This window comes from Bartonella sp. AC535YNZD (assembly GCF_042196625.1).
GTDB lineage: Bacteria > Pseudomonadota > Alphaproteobacteria > Rhizobiales > Rhizobiaceae > Bartonella.
Window position 1 is genome coordinate 293,044 of record NZ_JBHIQP010000002.1, and the last position, 22,434, is coordinate 315,477.

The following is a 22,434-nucleotide window of genomic DNA, read 5'->3' on the forward strand; positions in this document are numbered from 1 at the left end:
TTAATCCACTTTTATGAACTTCGCTTTTTACAATTGAATATCCGTAGATTCAGCAAATATTTTTGCTTTTTATTCAAACAAACTATCGTAAGCAAAAGCGCTTATTCATAAGCTTTATTTTTATGAAACGATAATCTAATGCTGCTTTTCAAACAAGCATCATAATTATATTCCCCTACCCTCATATTGCATCTATTCTTGCACTTATAATAACCCATTAAGAGGATTATGTACTCTTTCTTAAATACTCCCTATTAAACTCTTCTCATGACATGCAAATAAATGACCTTTATCAAGATGAGAGAGCTCTATTCAATAGCGCTCATGATAAATGATTATCAATAAAATTAAAGAGTTATCATTTCTTCTTGGAACGTGTCGCAAAAGGATTATCAGAGGCTCGTAATGATATGCGAACTGGTATACCAAACATATCAAATGTTTCACGTAACCCATTGACAAGGTAACGCAAATACGACTGGGGCATACTTTTGGGGCGCGAGCAAGAAATCATAAATCCAGGAGGACGTGTCTTAACCTGTGTGATGTATTTAACCTTAAGTCGACGTCCAGAAACCGCAGGAGGTGGATGATGTGCCACAACAGTTTCAAGCCATTGGTTCAATTTAGCTGTTGAAATGCGACGATTCCATACACGGTGCATCATCATCACATTTTCCATAAGTTTATCAATTCCTTGACCATATTGTCCCGATAAAGGAACAGCCCTCAAACCACGAACTTGAGGAAGAAATCGTGCACATTTTTCATGCAAATCAATCAATGTAGCCTGACTATTTTCAATAAGGTCCCACTTATTAAAAGCAATAACTGGAACACGCCCTTCACGAATCACAAGATCAGCAATTTGTAAATCCTGTTTTTCAAAAGGCATCGTTGCATCAAAAACAATGATCACCACTTCTGCAAAACAAATAGCACGCAAAGTGTCAGCAACGGATAATTTTTCTAACTTTTCTTGAATTTTCGATTTTCGACGCAAACCCGCAGTATCAAACAGTTTAACATGACGACCACGCCATTCCCAATCTACAGAAATAGAATCACGCGTAAGTCCTGCTTCTGGTCCTGTTAATAACCGCTCTTGTTTCAGCATACTATTGATAAGAGTAGATTTTCCTGTATTGGGGCGCCCCGCAATTGCAATCCGAATAGGCTTATTTTCATCGTACATAAGCCCCTCTTCTTCCAAATTGTTTATATCATCACCAACAGATGCAGGCCGTATCGTAATATCTTCTTCTTTGTTATTGTCAAAAGCGCGTTCAGCCCCAACAGCCTCTATAATTGCATCACGAAGATCACTAAGTCCCAAACCATGTTCAGCCGATATTGGGCACGGCTCCCCCAAACCTAATGACCACGCCTCATACTCTCCTCCCGTTGCCGCTCTTGACTCAGACTTATTAGCAACAAGGACTATTGGTTTTCCTGATTTGCGAACCAATGAAGCAAAGTTTAAATCACTTGGTGTTATTCCACTCTTTGCATCAAATACGAATAAAATAAGATCAGCTTCATCAATTGCAACTTTTGTATGAGAACGCATACGCCCCTCAAGTGTATGATCACCTGCTTCTTCCAGCCCAGCCGTATCAATCACATCAAAACGTAGATCTTGAAGTTTTGCCGCATGAATACGCCGATCACGTGTTACACCTGGCTTATCATCAACCAAAGCCAACCTTTGCCCAACCAAACGATTAAAAAGTGTTGATTTCCCAACATTGGGACGACCAACAATAGCAATGGTAAGGCTCATCAATTTATTCCTTATTTGTCTTGCCCTCGGCTTGTATGAGCTCAAGCATCATTCGAGCCCGATCTGCTATTTTTAAACCCAAAGCACCTTCTTCAGAAATTTTCTTAAAATAATAAACCGCCTCATCCATTTTATCCGACTTATAAGCAGCTAAGCCTAAAGCTTCTCTTGCAGACATACGCATAGGATCGGTATCACTTGCCATCTCTTTGACGCGCTTTTTGACATCCTCCAAAGTTCCTGTATCAACTAAAATATAGGCTGCTCGAATTTTTGCAACTTTCCGCAAAATCTGTGGTGCTTTCTCATCCGATGCAACAGAATCAAAGATCTCCACTGATTTAATCATATCACCTTGCTCCATGAGTAAAGAAGCCTCCCGCAAACGAGCAAGAAAAGGATATCCTCCAAAGTTAGAGTCTTTAACATTCTCCAATTGCTTTATCGCTTTATCAAAATGACGTGTATCCGCAAAATTAAGGCTTTTTATAAATGCGTCACCAATATAACCAGCTTTCTTTATTTGTGCATGATAATAAATTTGATAAATAATTATCATGATGATGAAAAGAAGGACTGCTCCAATAATTGAAAAACCATAACGTCTCCAAAAAGCAAGCGCCTTTTCCTGACGAAATTCAGCATTAACTTCAGCAATAAAACTATCATACGACATATATCATACCTTGTAAAAATTTACTCTCTGCGCTTTTACGCATAAATGGACAAAGATGGTAGCCTAAATCAACTAAAATCTTTAAATTACTGATTTATTTATTTCAAATTGACATGTAACCAAATCAATTGGATTTTTGCAACTGTCTTAGTCAAAAACGATGTAAATGTTCTTTAAGCTTACATCACAACTTTTGAATCTTATAAAAAAATCACTGCTTTAATATTATCCATGATTGCCTACCATCTTCAGCACCCTTCCCTCTCTATTATATGAAAGATATCTTTTAAAGTCTTTAACACAATCATTGTATTGTATTCGATTATAGGATTTTAATACCATTCTTTATTCATCTAGCTTACTGTATTTATATATCTTTTTTAATATGAGGGATGCGTAAATAAAAGTTGGGGAATAGAATTTCGCAATAGCCTCTACAAAAAGCATACTTCATGGAGTGTTTCTAACATTTCTTTGAAATCTGCTAACGCCCCTTAAAATAAGACATCTAAAAGTAGCATAAATGCAACAACAGTTTCATGTTGCAACGGATTAGAAGGTTTGATTGTAAAATTCTTTCGACAAAGATAGGCTTCTTTTTTAACAGAGAAGCTTTTTCTTGATCTAAAGCATAGAGTTCTATGATTTTCTCTTCCATGCCTACTGGAACAGATTTTCTACCAATTTCTACAGAAGATAAAAATGACACAGATAAACCTAATTTATCAACTATATTTGAAAGACGTTCTGAATGATCAATGCGAAGTTTTCATAAAATTTTGCCAAAGAAAGTGTATCCCTTCAATTTATCTTTATACAATTAATAACCTTTTGTAATAGATACTCAAAGCTTCTGAAAATATCTTATTGTAATGGCCAAACCCACATAAGCATTGGAACAGCAATAATAACGATCAACACCGCCAATGGAGCACCCAAACGTGGATAATCACTAAAACGGTATCCTCCTGGCGCCATCACGAGCATATTGCTTTGATGTCCGATAGGTGTAAGGAATTCACAACCTGCACCAATTGCAACAGCCATTAAAAAAGCTTCAGGCTTATAATGGAGAGAATGAGCAAAACTTGACGCAATTGGTGCTACCATCATCACTGTTGCTGCATTATTCAAAAATGGCGTAACCAACATAGCTGTCACCAACATAAGCGCTAAAGCACCGGATGGCGGGAAAAATATTGCCAATTGGCTCAGCCATTGACCAATGAGCTCCGTACATCCTGTTTTCTCTAACGCTTCACTCACTGGAATAAGAGCCGCTAATAGTACTAATATTGGACCATCTAATGCCTGATACAAATCACGCGCTGGCAAAACACGAAAGATCACCATTGCAGCAGCAGCAGAAAAGAAAGAAAAAGCAACTGGAACAATATGAAAAGCTGTAAAAATAATTGCTATAAATAAAATAGCCAAAGATATAAAACCATGTCGTAAATTTCCAAACACAATATTTCGTTTTGCTAGGGGTAAGCATTTCAATTCCCTTAACAAATTTGGAATAACTGCATCCTGTCCTTGCAAAACAATCACATCTCCAAGATGGAAAATAATATCATCAAGTCTTCCCCGCACCCTTTCATGCTGACGACTTAACGCAAGCAAATTTACATTATAGCGATCAAATAAGGAAAACTCTTTCGCACTAATACCGATAAGAGGTGAATTATGGGTGATGACGGCTTCAATAATATCAATATCACTGTCCTTATCACCTGCAGCAATAGTTCGCCCTTTAGAAAACTCTAAACGAGCAGAGTTCATCACGCTATCTAACCCTGTATGTGATCCTTCCAGCAAAATAATATCATTTTCAGACAAAACAAAATCTGGTAATGGTGAAATAGATACTTTGTTTCTGATGATTTGAATCACCATAACATCACCACTTGATGGCTTAACCAAATCAACAATATTTTTTCCCACAATCGGTGAATTTATTGGAATATGCACTTCTGCAACATAATTACGAATATCAATGGCATCATCAAACGATACACCTGAACGCACACGCACAGGCAAAAGCCAATAAAAAAGAACCAAATATAAAACACCAGCCGTCGCAATAACCGCACCAACTGGTGTAAAATCAAACATCGTAAAAGGTGTTCCTGCTAAGCGTTCTTGCATCGCTGAAATAACAACATTGGGAGATGTTCCTATCTGTGTCATAAGCCCCCCCAATAAAGAACCAAAGGCCATGGGCATCAAAAAGACAGAAGGAGAAACCTGAGAACGACGAGCAAACTGAAAAGCTATCGGAAGCATAATAGCCAAAGCACCAATGTTTTTAACGAACATTGATAACACGACAACAGAAATAACCAAAAAAGCTAATTGAAGACGCACCGATTTCACATCTGGCCATACCCGTTGAATAATAAATTCCATTATACCAGAGCGCGATACGGCCGTACTGACAACAAACACACTCCCCACGATAATAACGATATCATTACTAAAACCGCTAAAAGCTTCCTTCGGACTGACAAGACCAAGAGCACAAGCTATTAATAACGTACAAATAGCAACAAGATCATAACGAAATCGATCCCAAATAAAAACAACCATCATGAGACCAATGATCGAAAAAGCCATTATTTGATTTTCTGTCATAACACTTACCTCTCCCCATTAAATTATAATGAACAAGAACATATTTTTTATGTTTTAAATATTCCTATAAACAGCAGCAAGATAAAAGCAGACATCGAAATATTTTAGGATAATTTTAAAGTGATAAAAAATTATGATGCGCATAAACTTGCCTCTCCTTATTATGCGTGCTTTTCTATAAAGTGCTGAACCCAAAGAAAATTGATAAAAGTTGATAAAGCTATATTGCAAAAAAGATGAGAATAACTCTAATATAGAGCGTAGATAATTGTTGAAACTGGTACACGCTATATTTAAACCTTTGTCGTTGCTTAAAAGAATTTATCTTCACTCTCAATTCAAAGAGTGATAAAAATGAAAGAAGAAAGAATGGTCAATCTTAATAGTGGGTATCAAAGTAACCTCAGATATTGGCTCACTTGCATTATTGGATTTGTTGCTATCTTGGCAATTATAATGGTTGGTGGATTTTATATTGCAAAACCCTATCTTGACAGTTTTGTAAGAAAAGAAATAGCCCGTCATTCCATAAAAGCCGAAACATCTGAAGTAAGCATTCTAGGTAAAATCAATTTGAAGAATGTGACAATACCTGTTCCAGCTGGTACATCACTTAAAATTGGTGCCATTTCTGCCCGTCCTCCTCTTTCCTTTATTCCTGGAACTTTCACACTCTATAATGTTGATTTAAAGCATAATAATATTCATGTGCAAATTCCCCAAATTTCTCTTCGAAGTGTATCTTTAAAAGAAAAAGATAGAACGATAACATCACGTCTTTTACAATCAATGATGCGTATTGAGCTTTCCTCAATTATTGCTCCCAATATACAACTTTCTATAGAAAATAAAAATAAGCAAATAGAAACGGTTGAAGTCAATAATTTCCAGCTTTCTGATTTTAGAAATGGCCATATCCGTTCAGTTAGTATCAAAAGTATGGATCTTAAAACAGTTGCAGTCAATGGTGCCAAACAGATGCAGATTATGGCTAAAAGTGATACAATAAAAGCCCATGACATCGACATCAACTACGCCTATTCTATCATCTTTGGAAAAAACAATACTCTCAATCAAGGTAAAACCGTTACTGGTCCCATTGCTCTGAATAATATAAGCGTTGATATTTTTGAAGAAGCAGAAAAAAACAGCTCTTTCTTTCTCCAACAGTTTAAAACATCTGGTTTAAAGATGAAGCCACTTGAACAAACTCCTGAAAAATTGATCAAAGCTTATCTTAATGCAAGAAAAGAGAATAATAAAACCGCTGAAAAAATAGCACAAAATGGTCTACTTCTAAACATATTGCTCGCCATTACCTCAGCCGATGCCAAAGTTGATAACGTCACCGTTGATATACCACAGTTGAAAGCAACACTCGAATCATTCCAATTCAAACCAAGCTTGTGGAAACAACCTATCCCTAAAAAACTTTTTCTTTCCCTCAATAACCTTTCCGTTTTACCTAAAAACATGAATGAAAAAGACTTAGAACTCTTCAAAAATTTGAACTTTGAGCACTTTAACATTTCAGGAAAAATTGATATTTCTTATGATGAAAAAAAACGTATGCTCTTTCTTGATGCAATGTCTTTCGATATGAAAGACGTTGGATCTGGGTACATATCAGCCAAGGTTATTGATGTTGATGAAAAGCTTTTTTCTGGTCAGAAAAATGTAATGATTGCTGCTTCTCAAGACCTTGGCATCAATGAAATTGATATACAATATAAGGATGCAGGTTTCATTGATAAGCTTTTTTCTTATCTTGCGCAAACTCTTAATGACAGCAAACATGATCTTAAAAAGGAACTCTATGACGATTTCTATCTAATGATGACGCAGACCCCTAACATTCTGTTAAAAAATCATGACGAAGCAGAAAAAATTTCAAAATCCTTAGGTGAATTTGCTAAAAATCCGCAAACATTGAGCGTTAAAATTAAAGCAAAAGATAATAAAGGGCTCACAATAATTGATCTCGAATCTGCTTTACAAAATGATCTATCCAAGGCTTTAAGCAAAGTAGATCTCACTATTAAAAATGAAGCATCGCCTTGAACATTTTGTGCTTTAAACATGATGATCTTGTCTATAAATTAAGAACTTTATTCCTCTTTTTGCTTTTATATGATACAGAAGGCTTCACACAGAGTCATTTACATAAGAGAATATAGAATTATAAAATTGTCGATACTTGGAGTTGTTCATGTCTGATTTATCTTCAAATCGCTTGCCTAATCGCGCTTCTCGTGTCACCAATCAAGCGCTTTCTGCTATCGAGCGTTTTCTCCATATTGAAGCTCTTAGTGGTATTGTTCTTTTATTAGCTGCTGCTTCTGCACTCATTTTTGCCAATTCTAAATATGCTGATCTCTATGAATCTTTTTGGCATACACCTCTTGGTTTTAATTTGGGGCATTTCACTCTTTCATGGGATTTGCATTTTTGGGTTAATGATGCCCTTATGACTATTTTTTTTCTCGTTGCAGGAATGGAAATCCGACGCGAGATTCATGAAGGTGCTCTTGCCGATTTTAAACAAGCAATCTTACCAATTGTTGCTGCAATAGGGGGTGTTTGTTTCCCTGCAATTATTTATTTTATCTTCAACTTTAATGATGGGCATATACATGGTTGGGCCGTACCAACAGCAACAGATATTGCCTTTGCTCTCGGTATTCTTGCTCTTCTTGGAAAAAAAATTCCTTCTAATCTTCATATCATTCTTCTATCACTCGCGATTATTGATGATATTATAGCTGTTCTTATTATTGCTTTTTTCTACTCAACAAACATTGATCTTAGTGGTTTAATGATTGCAGGAGCAGGTATTGCTCTAGTGCTATTCTTTCAATGGATTGGGCTTGCATCAGCATGGCTTTACATTTTACCTGGTGCAATCATCTGGTGGGGTTTAATGGTAACAGGCGTTCATCCATCACTTGCTGGTGTAATTTTAGGGATGATGACTCCCGTTTTTCCTACTCGGACTCTTGTAGCGCCACTCACCACGCTCAGCAATGCTATGCAAATTCTTCAAGAAAAAAATATTAAAACAGATCTCCATCATATTTCAACCGCATTGAAAAAAATGCGCAAAGGACAGCGTGCCATAATTGCTCCAGTAACCCGTGTTCAGAAAGCATTGCATCCATGGGTTGCATACGGTGTAATGCCGATTTTTGCCTTTGCAAATGCAGGAGTAAGTTTTGCAAACTTTGACCTTTCTTCCGATAAATCATTCTTGATTGTTCTTGGTGTTGTTATTGGGCTTTTCATCGGTAAGCCGCTTGGCATTATCACTGCCAGTTATCTAGCTGTAAAATCAGGTCTATGCCGCCTCCCTCCTCATATGACATGGACAGGTATTTTACTCATTGGTTTTTTAGCAGGAATTGGCTTTACAATGTCTATCTTTGTTTCAATGCTTGCTTTTAAAAATATTATCCTTCTTGATGCTGCAAAAATTGGAGTACTTTGTGGCTCTGGTTTATCTGCTCTTATCGGTCTAGGATATGGATTTATTTATATTAAGCGCAATAAAGACGTTGCTCATAGTTCCCAATAAACTAATTAAAAATAGACTTTTATACGAGCTTTTTAAAAAGTGATTCTATTCATTTGTTGGATTTGGACAATATTGAACGTAAAAGCCGTTGTTTTACCTCATCTTTACATCTATGAAGATGTAAACTGACATCATCATATTATTTGCCAACCTCTCATGTTGCAACAACTTTTGACACTTGAGAGAATTCGTAAGAGACGTTTTTACTCCTTTCTTCAATAAAGTTTACTCACATACCAGTCCCACTTGTAGCGTATACAGAAATAATTTTAATTGATTTAATATAAAGGGATTTGTGATAGGAGAAGCGATCTTTCGTCAAAGCTATTATCCACTATGAAGAAACAATGAATTCCTATTATAAATCAATATGTTATATTTAATTATAACAAAAAAATAAGAAACAATAATTAATAGTAATGTAAATAATATATCTTCATTTGAAGCTATCATTAAGATCTTGGCTACTCAATGCACATGAATAAGGTATATTGAGTTAATCAACACAAAATAACTTTCTCACCATAACTGTGTGTATAAAAATCATAGAGAGTTGTTTCAAACACCTTAACTCCATCATCACAATTCTTACAAGCTTCTGTTTTTATAATAAAGTATATAGACGTTAATTTATTGAAATAATATAAGTTTTTTACTGCCCTTTATAGCCACAACAGTTCTTCCAACCTCACCTATCACTTATAACGTCAACATAGCAAGCAGACCCAATAATTAGTTAAGTAATCCCGTAGCTCATTTTTCCAACAAATCCATCTTTTCGTTACTGACTTTATTGTCAGTATTATCAACAGCTTTAATCCTAGCCTTCTTTAAAAAACATATTATTTTTTGAGCAAATATATTTTTAAGGATCATTTGTCGTCTTATCACTCGGGTAAGAAAGCAAAATACCGGAAGGTTTCCTTATTTCAAAGCAAAAGTTGCACAATATTGGAAACTGAAAATAGCCTTAGTGCGGCTCACTTTCTCCTTTATAAGCGTAAAGATGAGTATTGATTTTTACCTTTACAACTTCATAGTCTCCCAGTGTTAAACTGTCTTCCCGTTTTCAAGATCACGAATAAGTTTAAAATGAGAGCATTTTGCTGTATTGAATAGTTCTCATTTAAGTTCAAAATATAAGTTATCCTTAATAAAAATTATTAATATATATTAAAGCTTTACGTTATTGAAACTTTATTGGAGCTAAAAAATGCTCACCCCTTATCAAGAGCATAAACAGCATGTAATGTTCTAACCGCAAGTTCAGTGTAAGCACTATCAATCAAAATAGAAATTTTAATTTCTGAGGTGGTGATTGCTTGAATATTAATACCCTTTTCAGCCAAAGCCTTAAAAGCTGTAGCAGCAACACCTGCATGGCTGCGCATTCCAATACCAATCACAGATACCTTGGCAAGATCGCTTTCAAATTGGAGAACATCAAATCCAATTTCTTTACGATTTTTCTCAAGAAGTGCAACAGCTTTTTCTACATCTGCTGATGGTACCGTAAAAGTCATATCAGTTTTTGAGCCATCTTCAGAAATATTTTGCACAATCATATCAACATTAATGCGCTCTTCAGCCAAGGGGCCAAAAATTGCTGCCGAAATCCCTGGACGATCGGCAAGCCGACGAAGGGAAATTTGTGCTTCATCCTTAGCAAAAGCAATACCAGTAACATTTTGTTGTTCCACAATTTCATCCTCATCGCAAATAAGTGTTCCAGAAGAACTCATTGGATCCTCCATGCCTAAAGCATCAGGATCCTCAAAACTTGAACGCACAAAGGTACGAACCTTATGAACCATTGCCAATTCAACAGAACGAACCTGTAAAACTTTTGCACCAAGAGAAGCCATTTCCAGCATCTCTTCAAAAGCTACCTTTGGTAAACGACGCGCTTTCGGTTCTATACGTGGATCCGTTGTATAAACACCATCCACATCCGTATAAATATCACAGCGATCAGCTTGTACAGCCGCTGCTATAGCAACAGCACTTGTATCTGATCCCCCACGTCCTAAGGTAGAAATTCGATTATCCGGAGTTACCCCCTGAAAACCAGCAATAACAGCAACCTGACCTTCCTGAAAACGCTCTATTAAAAAAGATCCGTCAATATCAGTAATACGTGCACGGCCATGCGCATTGTCTGTATGAATAGGAATTTGCCAACCAAGCCATGAACGTGCATTCACGCCCATTGTTTGAAGTGTTAAAGCCAACAAACCAGAAGTAACCTGTTCACCAGCAGCAACCACAACATCATATTCACGAACATCTCTATGTATAGGCGAAGCATCACACGTCCACTGAACAAGTTCATTGGTTTTACCAGCCATCGCAGATACGACAACGGCAACCTCATTACCTGCATCAACCTCTCTTTTGACATGCCTTGCAACATTATGAATACATTCAATGTTTGCTACAGATGTTCCACCAAATTTCATGACAATGCGCGCCATTAATAATACTCTATCTTTACATCTCTTATCTCAAACGGTAACGAGAATAAGATGTTCTATCAACTAATCATTTACTCGACATAGCGAATATCTATCATTTGTGCAAGTTTCATTATGATTATATTAATTTCTCTTGACTTTTTATAAAAAAACTTGACGTGATCATTAAAAAATAAAAGGAAAGCAAAATGATAGATAAAATGCGGACAACTATTGATCAAAGTGAAATTGATCACTTTTCACGTATTGCTACAGAATGGTGGAATCCACAAGGAAAATTTCGACCTCTTCACCAATTTAACCCAACACGCCTTGCTTACATCAGAGAAAAAATCTGTTTAGAGTTTAATCGTGACCCTGTTTCACTTACACCCTTTGAGAATTTGAAAATTCTTGATATTGGCTGTGGAGGAGGCTTGTTATGTGAACCAATGGCACGTCTTGGCGCTATGGTCGTAGGCGTTGATGCTTCACAAACGAATATTGAAGTCGCAAAAATTCATGCAACCCAAAATGATCTTTTAATTGATTACCGTACCACTACGGCAGAAGCACTCGCCAACGAAGGAGAGAAATTTGATATCATCCTTAATATGGAAGTTGTTGAACATGTCGCTGACGTTAATCTCTTCATAGAAGCTACAGCAAAAATGCTGAAACCACAAGGGTTGATGTTTGTCTCGACACTCAACCGTACATGGAAAGCATGGGGGCTTGCTATTGTAGGCGCTGAATATATCCTACGTTGGCTTCCTAAAGGAACACATGATTATAAAAAATTCCTAAAACCTCTAGAACTTAAAAATTTCTTATCACAAAATGCTCTAGCTGTCATTGATGAGATAGGTATTACTTATAACCCATTAAACGACAGCTGGAATCGCTCAAAAGACATGGACGTTAACTACCTCCTTCTCGCAAAACGGTCTTAAGAATATCTCATTTACAACTATTGTATGCCTTGTAATAAAGAATTGAGCTTTCCCTCAGCCTCTAAAGCATAAAGATCATCACAACCGCCCACGTGATAATCACCTATAAAAATTTGCGGAAATGTATTACGTCCATTTGCGCGCTGTACCATTTCTTGGCGACGGGATGTAGAAGCATCAATATCTGTATATTTTACGCCTTTTTTATCAAGTAAATCACGAGCTTTTATGCAATAAGGACAACCGGGACGTGTATAAATTATTATCTCTTTCATAATAGTTTCCTCCAATATTTTTTATAATATTCACTTCAAGTTTCTCTTAAGAAGAGGGATAAATAGAATCTTCTTTGAGGACACGCGAAAATGTTAGCACATCAACCTGTCGTGCACCTGCATCTTTTAATGCAGAGGCTGCTGCCGTAACTGTTGCACCCGTTGTAAAAACATCATCAATCAGTAAAACAGAACATCCTTTAAGGTATTTTTTAACCTTATGCGAAACCTTAAAAGCATTTTTTACGTTAAGTTTTCTCTCTCTTGAAGAAAGACTAACCTGCGGACGGGTATGCCGACAACGAACAAGCCACCCCGGTTTTAAAAGCTTTTTTTGTGATTCTGCAATATAACGTGCAAGCTCAGCAGATTGATTATAACGCCTCTCCCAAAAACGACGAAAATGCAATGGAATGGGGATAATAACATCACAATCATCAATAACCTCGCGTCCAGCAAACATCATCCACTTGGCCATAAATGATGCCAATTCTATATGATCACCATATTTTAAACGCGTTACTAAAGTTCGTGCAAGCCCCTTATGAACAATGACCGAGCGAACACGTGAAAAAGGATAAGAATTACGAAGTGCTTCACCACTGAGAAACCCCTCCCCCATATCACAAACAAAAGGAGTCCCCATAACAGGACAATAAGGTTTTGTGATAAATTGAAGTTCTTTCCAACATTCGGAGCAAATCGTACCATAAGTAGAAACATTTTGCTTACATCCAGGACAAATTGGGGGATAAAGCATTGTTTTCAAGCGTTCAATGCATTTACTTAGTATATCGTTGCTATTTAACGCCGCTTCTCGAAAGTACAACATTATAAATCTAGGCTTTTACAAGTTCCCCGTAGAACAAAAGTTCCTTTGTATTTCCTCAATTTATAATTTTAATTCCTTTAAAAACTCTTACCTTCTATAAATTTATTTTCTTTCATATTATAAACTTGACAGAGCTTGCACAAATAATGAACCTTTTCAAAATATATTCTTTCATAGAGAGAAAGTGTTCTACAATATGTCGCATCCTTTAATTTTTGATCATAACCGCATTGAACAATTCCGCAAACGCGCTTTCCAAAAAGCAAAAAAAGGATATGACTTTTTACTCTCTCACATAGCAGAAGATCTCTATAAACGTCTTAGTACTGTTGATCGCCTCTTTACATTAGCTCTCGATTTACACAGCCATACAGACCTTGCTGCGCAAGCTTTAATGAAGTCTGGAAAAGTTTGTTCCATAGAACGTATTGAAACCGATACGCTTTATCAAAGCCATGATAAAAAATTTCATTTACGTCATCGAGAATTTCTTGATTTACCTCAAAGTTACTGTGACCTTATTGTTTCACTTCTTTCATTACAATTGACCAATGATACCCCTGGTGTTCTAAGCCAGATAAAAAATACTCTTAAACCAGATGGCTTATTTCTTGCTGTTATGGCAGGAGCTGGTACATTAAGAGAATTGCGCGAAAGCCTGCTGCAAGCTGAAAGTGAAATTTATGATGGAGCAAGCCCTAGGGTCTACCCTTTTGCCGACATTCGTGATGCAGGCGCTCTTTTACAGCGTGTTGGCTTTGCCCTTCCTGTAGCAGACGTTGAAGATATCACAATACGTTATAATACAATGTTTGATCTTATGCACGATCTTAAAGCTATGGGAATGCAAAATGCACACATAAATCGTTCACGACGCCCTGTATCCAAACGTTTTTTTCTCCGCGCAGCTGAAATCTATGCACAACGATTTAGTGATCCTGATGGACGTATTCGTGCACATTTTTCTTTCATCTGGCTCTCTGGTTGGGCCCCTCACCCCAATCAACAAAAACCCCTACAACCTGGTTCAGCGCAAATATCTCTTACAGATGTTTTACAATCTAAAAAAACATAACCTAAAATCATTTTTTTAAAATACTTTTATCCGTTGTTCGTAACATTTGACTGGTAATTGTTCCAGCTACCATTGAATCGCTCACGTTTAGAGCAGTACGTCCCATATCAATTAGCGGTTCAATAGAGATGAGTACAGCAACCAAAGTAACAGGAAATCCCATAATTGGTAAAACAATCAATGCAGCAAAGATAGCCCCTCCCCCCACACCAGCAACACCAATAGAACTCAACGTTACAATCCCAACAAGCGTAGCAATCCAAGTAGGATCAAGAGGATTAATACCCATAGAGGGTGCAATCATGGTCGCAAGCATCGCTGGATAAAGACCGGCACAACCATTTTGTCCAATTGTTGCCCCAAAAGAAGCTGCAAAACTCGCAATGGATTGCGGGACTCCTATCCACTGCGTTTGCGCTTCAATATTCAAAGGAATACTTGCAGCACTTGAACGACTGCTAAAAGCAAATGTTAAAACCGGTAAAACCTTTTTGAAAAAACGAAAGGGATTAATCCCAGAAATGCCAAGCAGTACACCATGAATACCAAAAATTAAGATAATACCGACATAAGAGGCAATAATAAAAACCAGTAAATTTAAAATATCTGAAATACGTGATATCGCTCCTACTTTCGTCATAAGAGCAAAAATACCATAAGGCGTCAAAGCAATCACTATACGGACCAACCGCATAATCCAAGCTTGTGCCACTTGAATAAATAAAAGCGCGTTTTCTCCTTTTTCTGGCTCATCTTTCTTTAAAAGAAGAACCGCTGCACCTAAAAATGACGCAAAAATCACAACACTGATAATTGACGTACGTTTAGCTCCACTCAATTCAGCAAATGGATTTTTAGGAATCATAGACAAAATCATCTTTGGTATATTCATATCTCCAAGTTGAGAAATATGACCTTCAAGAATAGCAGAAACATTTTGCCCTTCATGCACCAAACCATTTGCTGTTAATCCAAAGAAATTAACCACAAGCACGCCAACCAATGCTGAAAGAGCCGTTGTAAAAAGCAATATTGAAATTGTTATTATACTCATCTTTCCAACAGCATAAACAGAATGTAAATGAGCAACCGCTGAAACGATAGAGACAAAAACCAGTGGCATAACAATCATTTGTAACAATAAAATATAGCCTTCACCAACAATGTTAAACCATTCAACGGATTTCAATAAAGTGCCTTCACCCTCTCCATAAACAAACTGTAAAATACTACCAAAAATCAAGCCAAGGATAAGCCCTAGCATAACACGGAGTGAAAGACTCCATTGCATTCTCTTACTCTGAGCAATCCACAATAAAAAAATAACAAATAGAAATAAATTGATAAAAAAATTAAATGTCATTGTCTATGCCCAGTCTATATCCACTATTGTTTATGATTGATGTAAATAACATACATACCTCAAAATCAATGCATGATATTTGAAAGTTAAAGTATAAAACTTACAAGGTTTTTACAAAACCATTATTTTTCAATTTATAGATTAAAAGAGAATTTTTTATCTACTAATAAATGTTTAAAGAAAATAAATAAAATTATTTTCCTATTATTTAAATTTATACTCTCATTAAATAATTTAAAAAGAGAAATATAAACAGCACTCATAGCATCTTAATACTGAATAACTCCAACATATCTTATCACTCTAAATGCCCTTATCACTCTCTTTTGCTCTTTGAATTGAAAAGAACTTTCCAAACAATGGTTAATTAATAATCGAACATTCATAACTTTTCTGAAAAATACAAGATCAAGCCACTCTTGCCAATTTTATGGACGGCACTCTCAACAATTTTGATCAGCACTTCAAATATAATTATTTTATGGATAACACCTTTTACACATTCTTTCTCTGCTCTCAATGGAAGCTTTTTTGTTTTTCGAAATTCTCTTTATAGACATAAAAATATGCCCTCTCAATAACAAAAAAATCTCAAATGTGAAGACTTCGAAAACCACAATACCTATAAAATGCAATACAACTAATAATATAAAACATTACTCAACACACCCTAAAACACAATACCAACAAAAATACCATATATCCTGTTGATATAACAAAACTAAATGATATCAATCGTCATCATAGACGTATTTAATATCGGTCTATTTATTGAAGATAAGGAGTTAAATTACTCATGAAGCGTACCATAACATTTATTGTTGTATCTTCTCTATTGATACTTTTGTTTGCTGTATTAATATCATTTGGATATACTAAAGTGAACGATTTGAATCCGTACAATGAACTTTATCAGTCAAAACCATAAAGACTTAGAATATCGTGAAAAAAAGGAAATAGCAAAAGAAGTTATAAAAGTCTTTCAAAGTAAGACAAAACCTGTTACATCTGTAGAATATGATAAGGTATGATTTTAAAAATATTTAATAGAACTACAAATTGAACCTCCACAATTGGATATTTTAAAGCATTATCACACAATACTTGCCTTTTGTGGACGTTTTGCTGTTGTTTGGCAAATAATCCAAAGATGAAGATCTGCTCACTAATCAAATACAATACTCATTTGATTCATTGAAAAAAGATGTTTTTCTCGCAAAACTTGCAGAAGACTTTCATGATCTGATGGCTGAATATAGAAAAAAATTTCTAGATTCTCCAACTCTCATTAACCGAAAAGAACAAATTATGCGTCCAGAGAAAATAATAACATGTAATTTCCTTACCCGTTTTAAAAATACAGCTATTGTCTGCATAATGACAGCGTAATTATATCGTATAATGATAAAAAAAGGGATAAGAATCCTTATAAGATCTGGCTAATAAAAAATGGAAGCAACAAAAAGTTAAGCAGCCCACTCTATGTTTAGCGAACAAAATAAGTATTTGCAGCTTGCCTGTACAACAACTAAATTTTTGTATTTTGTTCCACATAAAAAATACTTCATATTCATATAAACATCGTATATTGAATGATAATAATTTAATATTGGATAAGATTATTAAACACAAATAATATTTTTATTCCTTTATTAAAAAGTGAAAAATATTGTTTTCAGACTTATTCATAAGCGTGATGAGCCAAGTGGATAAAAATATTTGATAACAAGCTAAATATATCTCTTATGATCCATCTCTAAGATAAAGATACAAGATTGAGGTTACGGAAATATCGTGACAGTATTAATCTGGATATAAAAATAACAGGGACTAAGAGATCTTTGTATTGTATGATTTACGAGACAATGTTGAAAGCAAGGGGAAATATTCTTTCTAAGATAAGTGAATGAATGAGCCACCACAGTGATATGCATTTTTAAAAAAGTACAAAATGTCTTTGCCTCAAATTTAATAAGCACATTCTAAAAATACAGGTTCTACAGACTCATTCCAAATAGAATAGTAATAGGACAACAATTTTTCAGCATCTGTTTGCCCCATTGCAACAACCTCTTCTAAAGGATTAAGAAAATTTGTTTCATCAAAACCATTCGCATCATACTGTTTGCGATTTTTTAGGCCCTTGCGTGCAATAGCAAGGGCTTGACGTGCTAATTCTAACAGAATGGTTTGACGAAAAGGAGTTTTTAACCCCTCTTTTGGAACGCGTTGGCGCAACTCTAAAACTTCTTCAAAACACCAATCTTTTGTCAAAGCCTCCGCCTCATTAAGTGCTTCTCTATCATAAAGAAGCCCAACCCAAAAAGCTGACAACGCACAAATACGCTTCCAAGAACCACAATCCGCTCCTCTCATTTCTAAAAATCTTTTTAAGCGGACTTCAGGAAATAACGTTGATAGGTGATTAATCCAATCTCCCATATTTGGAATTGAATTTGCAACTTGTCCTTTTAATGCTCCATTCATAAACTGACGAAACGTTATGTGTGTACAATCATAATAACGACCATCACGAACAACAAAATACATTGGAACATCAAGGGCCCATTCAACATAATCAGCAAAACCAAAGCGCTCAGAAAATATAAAAGGGAGAACCCCTGTCCTCTGATTATCCGTATTACGCCAAATTTCAGAACGCCAAGATAAAAAGCCATTCGGACGTCCTTCTGTAAAAGGTGAGCTTGCAAATAATGCGGTCGCAATAGACTGTAACTTCATAGATACTTGCATTTTTTGCCGCATATCACTTTCAGATGAAAAATCAAGATTAACCTGAACCGTTGATGTGCGATACATCATATTAAGACCATTATGCCCCACTTTCGGCATATAATCAGTCATAATCTGATAACGTGACTTAGGCATTTTCGGCGTTTCAGCCAAAGTCCACTTTGGACTAGCACCAAGACCTAAAAAACCAATCCCTAATGGTTCTGAAATTTTCTTGAGAAGAGCTAAATGCTGCATCAACTCGTTATAAGTATGACCTATTGTTTTTAATGGTGCACCCGATAATTCAAATTGTCCCCCAGGTTCCAAAGAAATAGCCCCCTGATCACCTGATCCTACGAGCCCAATAATATTCCCTTCATCTAAAATAGGTTCCCATCCTAAAACGCTTTGCATCCCCTTTAAAAGCGCTCGGATTCCTCTCTCACCTTCATAAGGAACAGGAAGAAAACCATCTCTATAAAACGGAAATTTTTCATGTTCTGTACCAATACGCCAATCATCTTCTGGTTTATACCCCCCTTGGAAATAGCTAACCAAGGAATCTAAGTTATAAATTTCACTTTCATCGGTTATATCAAGCGCCATAACTTATCATATCCTATCATCGTCTTAAATGAATTGTTTAGAATGATTTTACAGACTTCTCAATCCATTGCCCAATCCCCCACGGTAGCATTAAGAAGAGCCAAAGCAGCGACAGCGGCAGTGTCAGCGCGTAAAATACGCGGACCTAATGATATTGGAACCACAAAAGGATGTTTTTTTAAAAAGCTCCGCTCTTCTTCACTAAACCCACCTTCTGGTCCAATGAGAACACCAGGTGTTGTAACGTCACGCTTTTTAAAAGAAGGTAATGGATTATGCGATTTATGCTCTTCATCACAAAAGAATAAAGGCTGTGTCTCATCCCACTGTGCTAAAAGTTCTGCTAATGATAGAGCAGATACGCATTCAGGCAGAGATAAAATGCCACACTGTTCAGAAGCTTCGATAACATTGGCTTCCATACGCGCCATATTGATACGCGTAACCTGCGTATGATGCGTTATAACAGGCTGCAAAATCGATACCCCCATTTCAACAGCTTTCTGCACCATATAATCCAACCGCGCGTTTTTAAGTGGAGCAAAGCAATAAATAAGATTAGAATGCCTCGTTTGTAATCTTTCTTGATGGATAAGCTGAACCACAACAAATTTTTTTTTTACAATGATAAGTTTAGCAAGCCATTCACCATCCTGTCCATTAAAAAGTAAAATTTCTGCTCCTTCTTTCATCCGCAAAACATGCACAAGATAAAAAGCTTGCGCCCCCTCTATCTTTATTTCTTCATTCAAAGCCAATGTCTGTCTAATAAATAATCTTTTAAGTTTATAATTTATGCGCATAAAAATCTTGCCAAAGCTCACTATCATCATCGAGAAAATGAAGAAAAATATATAACAAAAAGAAAAAAATATATCTATAGAACTATAATATATGAAAAATTTATAGAGTTTTTTTAGCTTTATGAGATGATAATAGGAACCTATCGGTCTTTAAGTGATTCTGCTTTCATAAAAGTTTAGATAATACACCGTTCATCTTTGAATTGGGTCATTGATGCATCCGTGGAGGAAAAAGATATGTCTGCTAAAAAAGCTACAATTATTACGATTACAACCCTCTTAGCCTTTATTTTGATTACAGTGGGAATTGGTTCTGTTGGAGCCGACGGGAAGCATACAGTTACCAAAGATGGCTATGGTATTTCTTCTGAGATTCAATAAGCACTGACCGACATCCCTTAAAAATTTAGTGTAACAAAATATTGCTAGCAACCTTCTAAGACTTGCATCAATATTATGAATCTCTTGTATTTAAAAGATTTTATAAGAAGCGTTGTTCTTCCTCTCTTCACTCATTTATCGACATACCAACCACGCTTATAACGTAGAGGACGATTTTTATGACTTTATCACGAATAGATTTAAAATGAGAGAATCTTACGATAGTGGAATTTCTTATTTAAGTTTAAAAACAACTTTAAATTGTAAACGGATGAGTTATAATTATAAAATAAAATGTTGTATAGACGAAAAACAATACTCAATCTGTATCAGTGGCTTTTGTAATTAAAAAATTACCATGATCTTGTCCTTTAGAGCTCAGAGAAAATGTAAAAGGCCATGTAAGGCTGTTAGCAAGGCATTGAACATCTTTACATAAAGTGTCTGATCTATAATTTTTTCGTAATTGTGCCTGTAGTATCAATTCATTCTGCTTCCCTTGAGAAATAGCAGTTGCAATAGCTCCCTGAATGGATAAACTCAAGTCTGCTGTATGCATCAATGACTCTGTCACTTTCATCACACCTTCTGAAAAGCTTGTCTGGATATTCCAGTGATCAAAAGTTGTGGAAAGAGAATCATCATTTATTAAAAGAAATTGTTGTTTGTTTGAAAGTCTTGTTTGTAATTCATTCAAATCATACCCTAATAGCCGACCAGAAGACATCTTTAATGTTAATTCACTCTGCATTTTTGTAAAAACTTCCATCCAAGAATCAGCCAGTGTCTGTATCGTTGCAGTAAAATTCGTTTTGCTTTGTATAAATGGAATAAATCCTAAAGCTTCTAGAGCTTCCTGCATATCAATAGAAGCACCTGAAATATTTCCTCCAATACGCACTTTCTGTCCAACTGGCGTAACTTCAATATTACTTTGAATGGATCCACCCCAAATATTCGCATGCCCAAGATCAAAAATACCATGCCCATTTTTTATTTGTATTGCAGCAGCTAAATTTGTGAGTGAAATATTCCCTATTTTAGTTTGTGGTGCAGAAAGTCGTACATCCACCCCAATACAATCAAAATTTGTCATATCAAAAAATGAATTTTTCTTTTTGCTTGAAAAAAACATTGAGCCCAAAGTGCTAGAATCTAAGTTATCAAATGCTAAAGAGCCCATGATATTTGGTACAGAATCTTGGAAATCAAGTTCTAAAGCCCCACGCGCACTAGTTTGCCCCATCGTAAAGGTAACATTATTCATTTGGATATGCATTGGTTGCGCTAAAAAATGAGATTCCCATACAATGGGTATTTTTAATTTATGTCCCCAAAACTGATTCCCACCAATCCAAGACAATGTCTGATTCCATCCCGGAGAACGCATCGATACCTTTCCATCAAAAATATAATATTCAGATAACCGAGCCTGTCCTGTAAACGTTATTCCCCCACGCACAGAATTGAGACTTGCCTTAATCTGGCTTTTCCCTCCTGCAAGAAGCAGCAATGCTTGAGAAGCATCAATTGATAACTTTGTAAATTCTCCGCGCCAACGAGCATCTGCACGCAAGCGTACTTCCTCAGTCGATTCAGCCCAATCTAAAGTCGCATTTAATCCTGTTATTTTTTCTGCTACTCCCGAAAAACTATCGTGATACACAAGAACACCATTTTCAATAACAATCCTCCCAAAAGGTTGTTTCAAAAGATGCTCTAGCTCTGGATGTTCAGGATTATTTTTTAATATTTCACGCGCATTGCGTATTGCCAATCCTAATGCACCTTGTGAGCGAGAAAATCTATCAAAAAAATCTGCCATTGTTTCAACGGGCTTTTCCATAACAAATTGAGGACGCACAATCCGCGTCTCGGAAAAAGAAACATGTCCCCAAAGAAGATCTATTAAAGAAAGATCAACTTCTATTGATTCAGCTTCCAATAATGGCGTAACATCATCCATTTTTGATGTTAAAGTAACGCCGGAAAGAAATGCTTTAGGATAAGGGAAAAGATGTAACCGCGGTGGATCACGCAGTTGTACATTATAACCCGTCCATGCACTCAAATCCTGTGCTAAATGAATACGAATCGCATCTGTAGAGACAAGATAAGGTAAAACGAGAATCCCCACTCCAAATAAAAAGATAATTGTAATAAAAATTCCGCTCAAAAATTTTATTATTCTGATGTGCACAACATCCCTCTGCAGTTATCCCCCTATAACAGATTAAATACAAAATTAAATGATCGTTAAAAGATTTTTTATATCCTTATAATTCGCCTT

15 protein-coding genes and 1 pseudogene are annotated in these 22,434 nt (G+C 35.9%); 5 read left to right on the forward strand and 11 right to left on the reverse strand.

All coding sequences use genetic code 11. From position 1 onward, the window contains the following. Window positions 1-358 precede the first annotated feature (358 nt). The 4 genes and pseudogenes from der to ACFIM8_RS02480 form a co-directional block, all read right to left on the reverse strand. Window positions 359-1,783 carry a ribosome biogenesis GTPase Der gene (gene der, locus ACFIM8_RS02465; protein WP_375614437.1) on the reverse strand — a complete coding sequence of 475 codons (1,425 nt, stop codon included), beginning with the start codon at window positions 1,781-1,783 and terminating at the stop codon, window positions 359-361. Window positions 1,784-1,787: 4 nt separating this feature from the next. Beyond that, on the reverse strand, window positions 1,788-2,459 hold the full coding sequence (locus tag ACFIM8_RS02470; protein ID WP_375614438.1) for a tetratricopeptide repeat protein: 672 nt from the start codon (window positions 2,457-2,459) through the stop codon (window positions 1,788-1,790). A gap of 494 nt (window positions 2,460-2,953) precedes the next feature. Next, window positions 2,954-3,219: pseudogene (locus ACFIM8_RS02475) on the reverse strand (XRE family transcriptional regulator). Window positions 3,220-3,323: 104 nt separating this feature from the next. Next, a complete protein-coding gene (locus tag ACFIM8_RS02480; RefSeq protein ID WP_375606437.1) occupies window positions 3,324-5,096 on the reverse strand; it encodes an SLC13 family permease in 1,773 nt (590 codons plus the stop codon). Window positions 5,097-5,450: 354 nt separating this feature from the next. Between ACFIM8_RS02480 and ACFIM8_RS02485 the strand changes: the two genes are divergently transcribed. Both ACFIM8_RS02485 and nhaA read left to right on the forward strand, forming a co-directional pair. After that, on the forward strand, window positions 5,451-7,157 hold the full coding sequence (locus tag ACFIM8_RS02485; protein ID WP_375614439.1) for a hypothetical protein: 1,707 nt from the start codon (window positions 5,451-5,453) through the stop codon (window positions 7,155-7,157). Window positions 7,158-7,305: 148 nt separating this feature from the next. Next, on the forward strand, window positions 7,306-8,667 hold the full coding sequence (gene nhaA, locus ACFIM8_RS02490) for a Na+/H+ antiporter NhaA (protein WP_375606439.1): 1,362 nt from the start codon (window positions 7,306-7,308) through the stop codon (window positions 8,665-8,667). Window positions 8,668-9,884: 1,217 nt separating this feature from the next. Here nhaA and ACFIM8_RS02495 read toward each other — a convergent pair. Then, window positions 9,885-11,141 (reverse strand): aspartate kinase, encoded by a 1,257-nt coding sequence (locus ACFIM8_RS02495; RefSeq protein WP_375606440.1) that lies wholly within the window; start codon window positions 11,139-11,141, stop codon window positions 9,885-9,887. A 188-nt stretch (window positions 11,142-11,329) separates the two neighbouring features. On the opposite strand from ACFIM8_RS02495, the gene ubiG reads away from it, so the two are divergent. Further along, window positions 11,330-12,073: a bifunctional 2-polyprenyl-6-hydroxyphenol methylase/3-demethylubiquinol 3-O-methyltransferase UbiG gene (ubiG, locus tag ACFIM8_RS02500; protein ID WP_375606441.1), complete on the forward strand. Its 744-nt coding sequence runs from the start codon at window positions 11,330-11,332 to the stop codon at window positions 12,071-12,073. A 17-nt stretch (window positions 12,074-12,090) separates the two neighbouring features. Here ubiG and grxC read toward each other — a convergent pair whose 3' ends face one another. Next, window positions 12,091-12,348: a glutaredoxin 3 gene (grxC, locus tag ACFIM8_RS02505; protein ID WP_375606442.1), complete on the reverse strand. Its 258-nt coding sequence runs from the start codon at window positions 12,346-12,348 to the stop codon at window positions 12,091-12,093. 46 nt (window positions 12,349-12,394) lie between these two features. Continuing rightward, window positions 12,395-13,180 carry a ComF family protein gene (locus ACFIM8_RS02510; RefSeq protein WP_375606443.1) on the reverse strand — a complete coding sequence of 262 codons (786 nt, stop codon included), beginning with the start codon at window positions 13,178-13,180 and terminating at the stop codon, window positions 12,395-12,397. 196 nt (window positions 13,181-13,376) lie between these two features. On the opposite strand from ACFIM8_RS02510, the gene ACFIM8_RS02515 reads away from it, so the two are divergent. Continuing rightward, window positions 13,377-14,255, forward strand: a complete 879-nt coding sequence (locus tag ACFIM8_RS02515; RefSeq protein WP_375606444.1) for a methyltransferase — start codon at window positions 13,377-13,379, stop codon at window positions 14,253-14,255. A 7-nt stretch (window positions 14,256-14,262) separates the two neighbouring features. Here ACFIM8_RS02515 and ACFIM8_RS02520 read toward each other — a convergent pair whose 3' ends face one another. From ACFIM8_RS02520 to ACFIM8_RS02530, 3 genes are all read right to left on the reverse strand, one after another. Then, window positions 14,263-15,618, reverse strand: a complete 1,356-nt coding sequence (locus ACFIM8_RS02520) for an L-cystine transporter (RefSeq protein WP_375606445.1) — start codon at window positions 15,616-15,618, stop codon at window positions 14,263-14,265. Between the two features lie 1,968 nt (window positions 15,619-17,586). Continuing rightward, entirely contained in the window at window positions 17,587-18,960 is a 1,374-nt protein-coding gene (locus ACFIM8_RS02525; RefSeq protein WP_375606446.1) for a glutamate--cysteine ligase, read from the reverse strand. A gap of 59 nt (window positions 18,961-19,019) precedes the next feature. Further along, window positions 19,020-19,763 carry a 16S rRNA (uracil(1498)-N(3))-methyltransferase gene (locus tag ACFIM8_RS02530; protein WP_375606447.1) on the reverse strand — a complete coding sequence of 248 codons (744 nt, stop codon included), beginning with the start codon at window positions 19,761-19,763 and terminating at the stop codon, window positions 19,020-19,022. 237 nt (window positions 19,764-20,000) lie between these two features. On the opposite strand from ACFIM8_RS02530, the gene ACFIM8_RS02535 reads away from it, so the two are divergent. Next, entirely contained in the window at window positions 20,001-20,144 is a 144-nt protein-coding gene (locus tag ACFIM8_RS02535; protein ID WP_375606448.1) for a hypothetical protein, read from the forward strand. Between the two features lie 319 nt (window positions 20,145-20,463). Here ACFIM8_RS02535 and ACFIM8_RS02540 read toward each other — a convergent pair whose 3' ends face one another. Beyond that, the gene (locus tag ACFIM8_RS02540; RefSeq protein WP_375614440.1) at window positions 20,464-22,344 is read right to left on the reverse strand and encodes an AsmA family protein; all 1,881 of its coding nucleotides are present in this window, start codon (window positions 22,342-22,344) and stop codon (window positions 20,464-20,466) included. Window positions 22,345-22,434 lie beyond the last annotated feature (90 nt).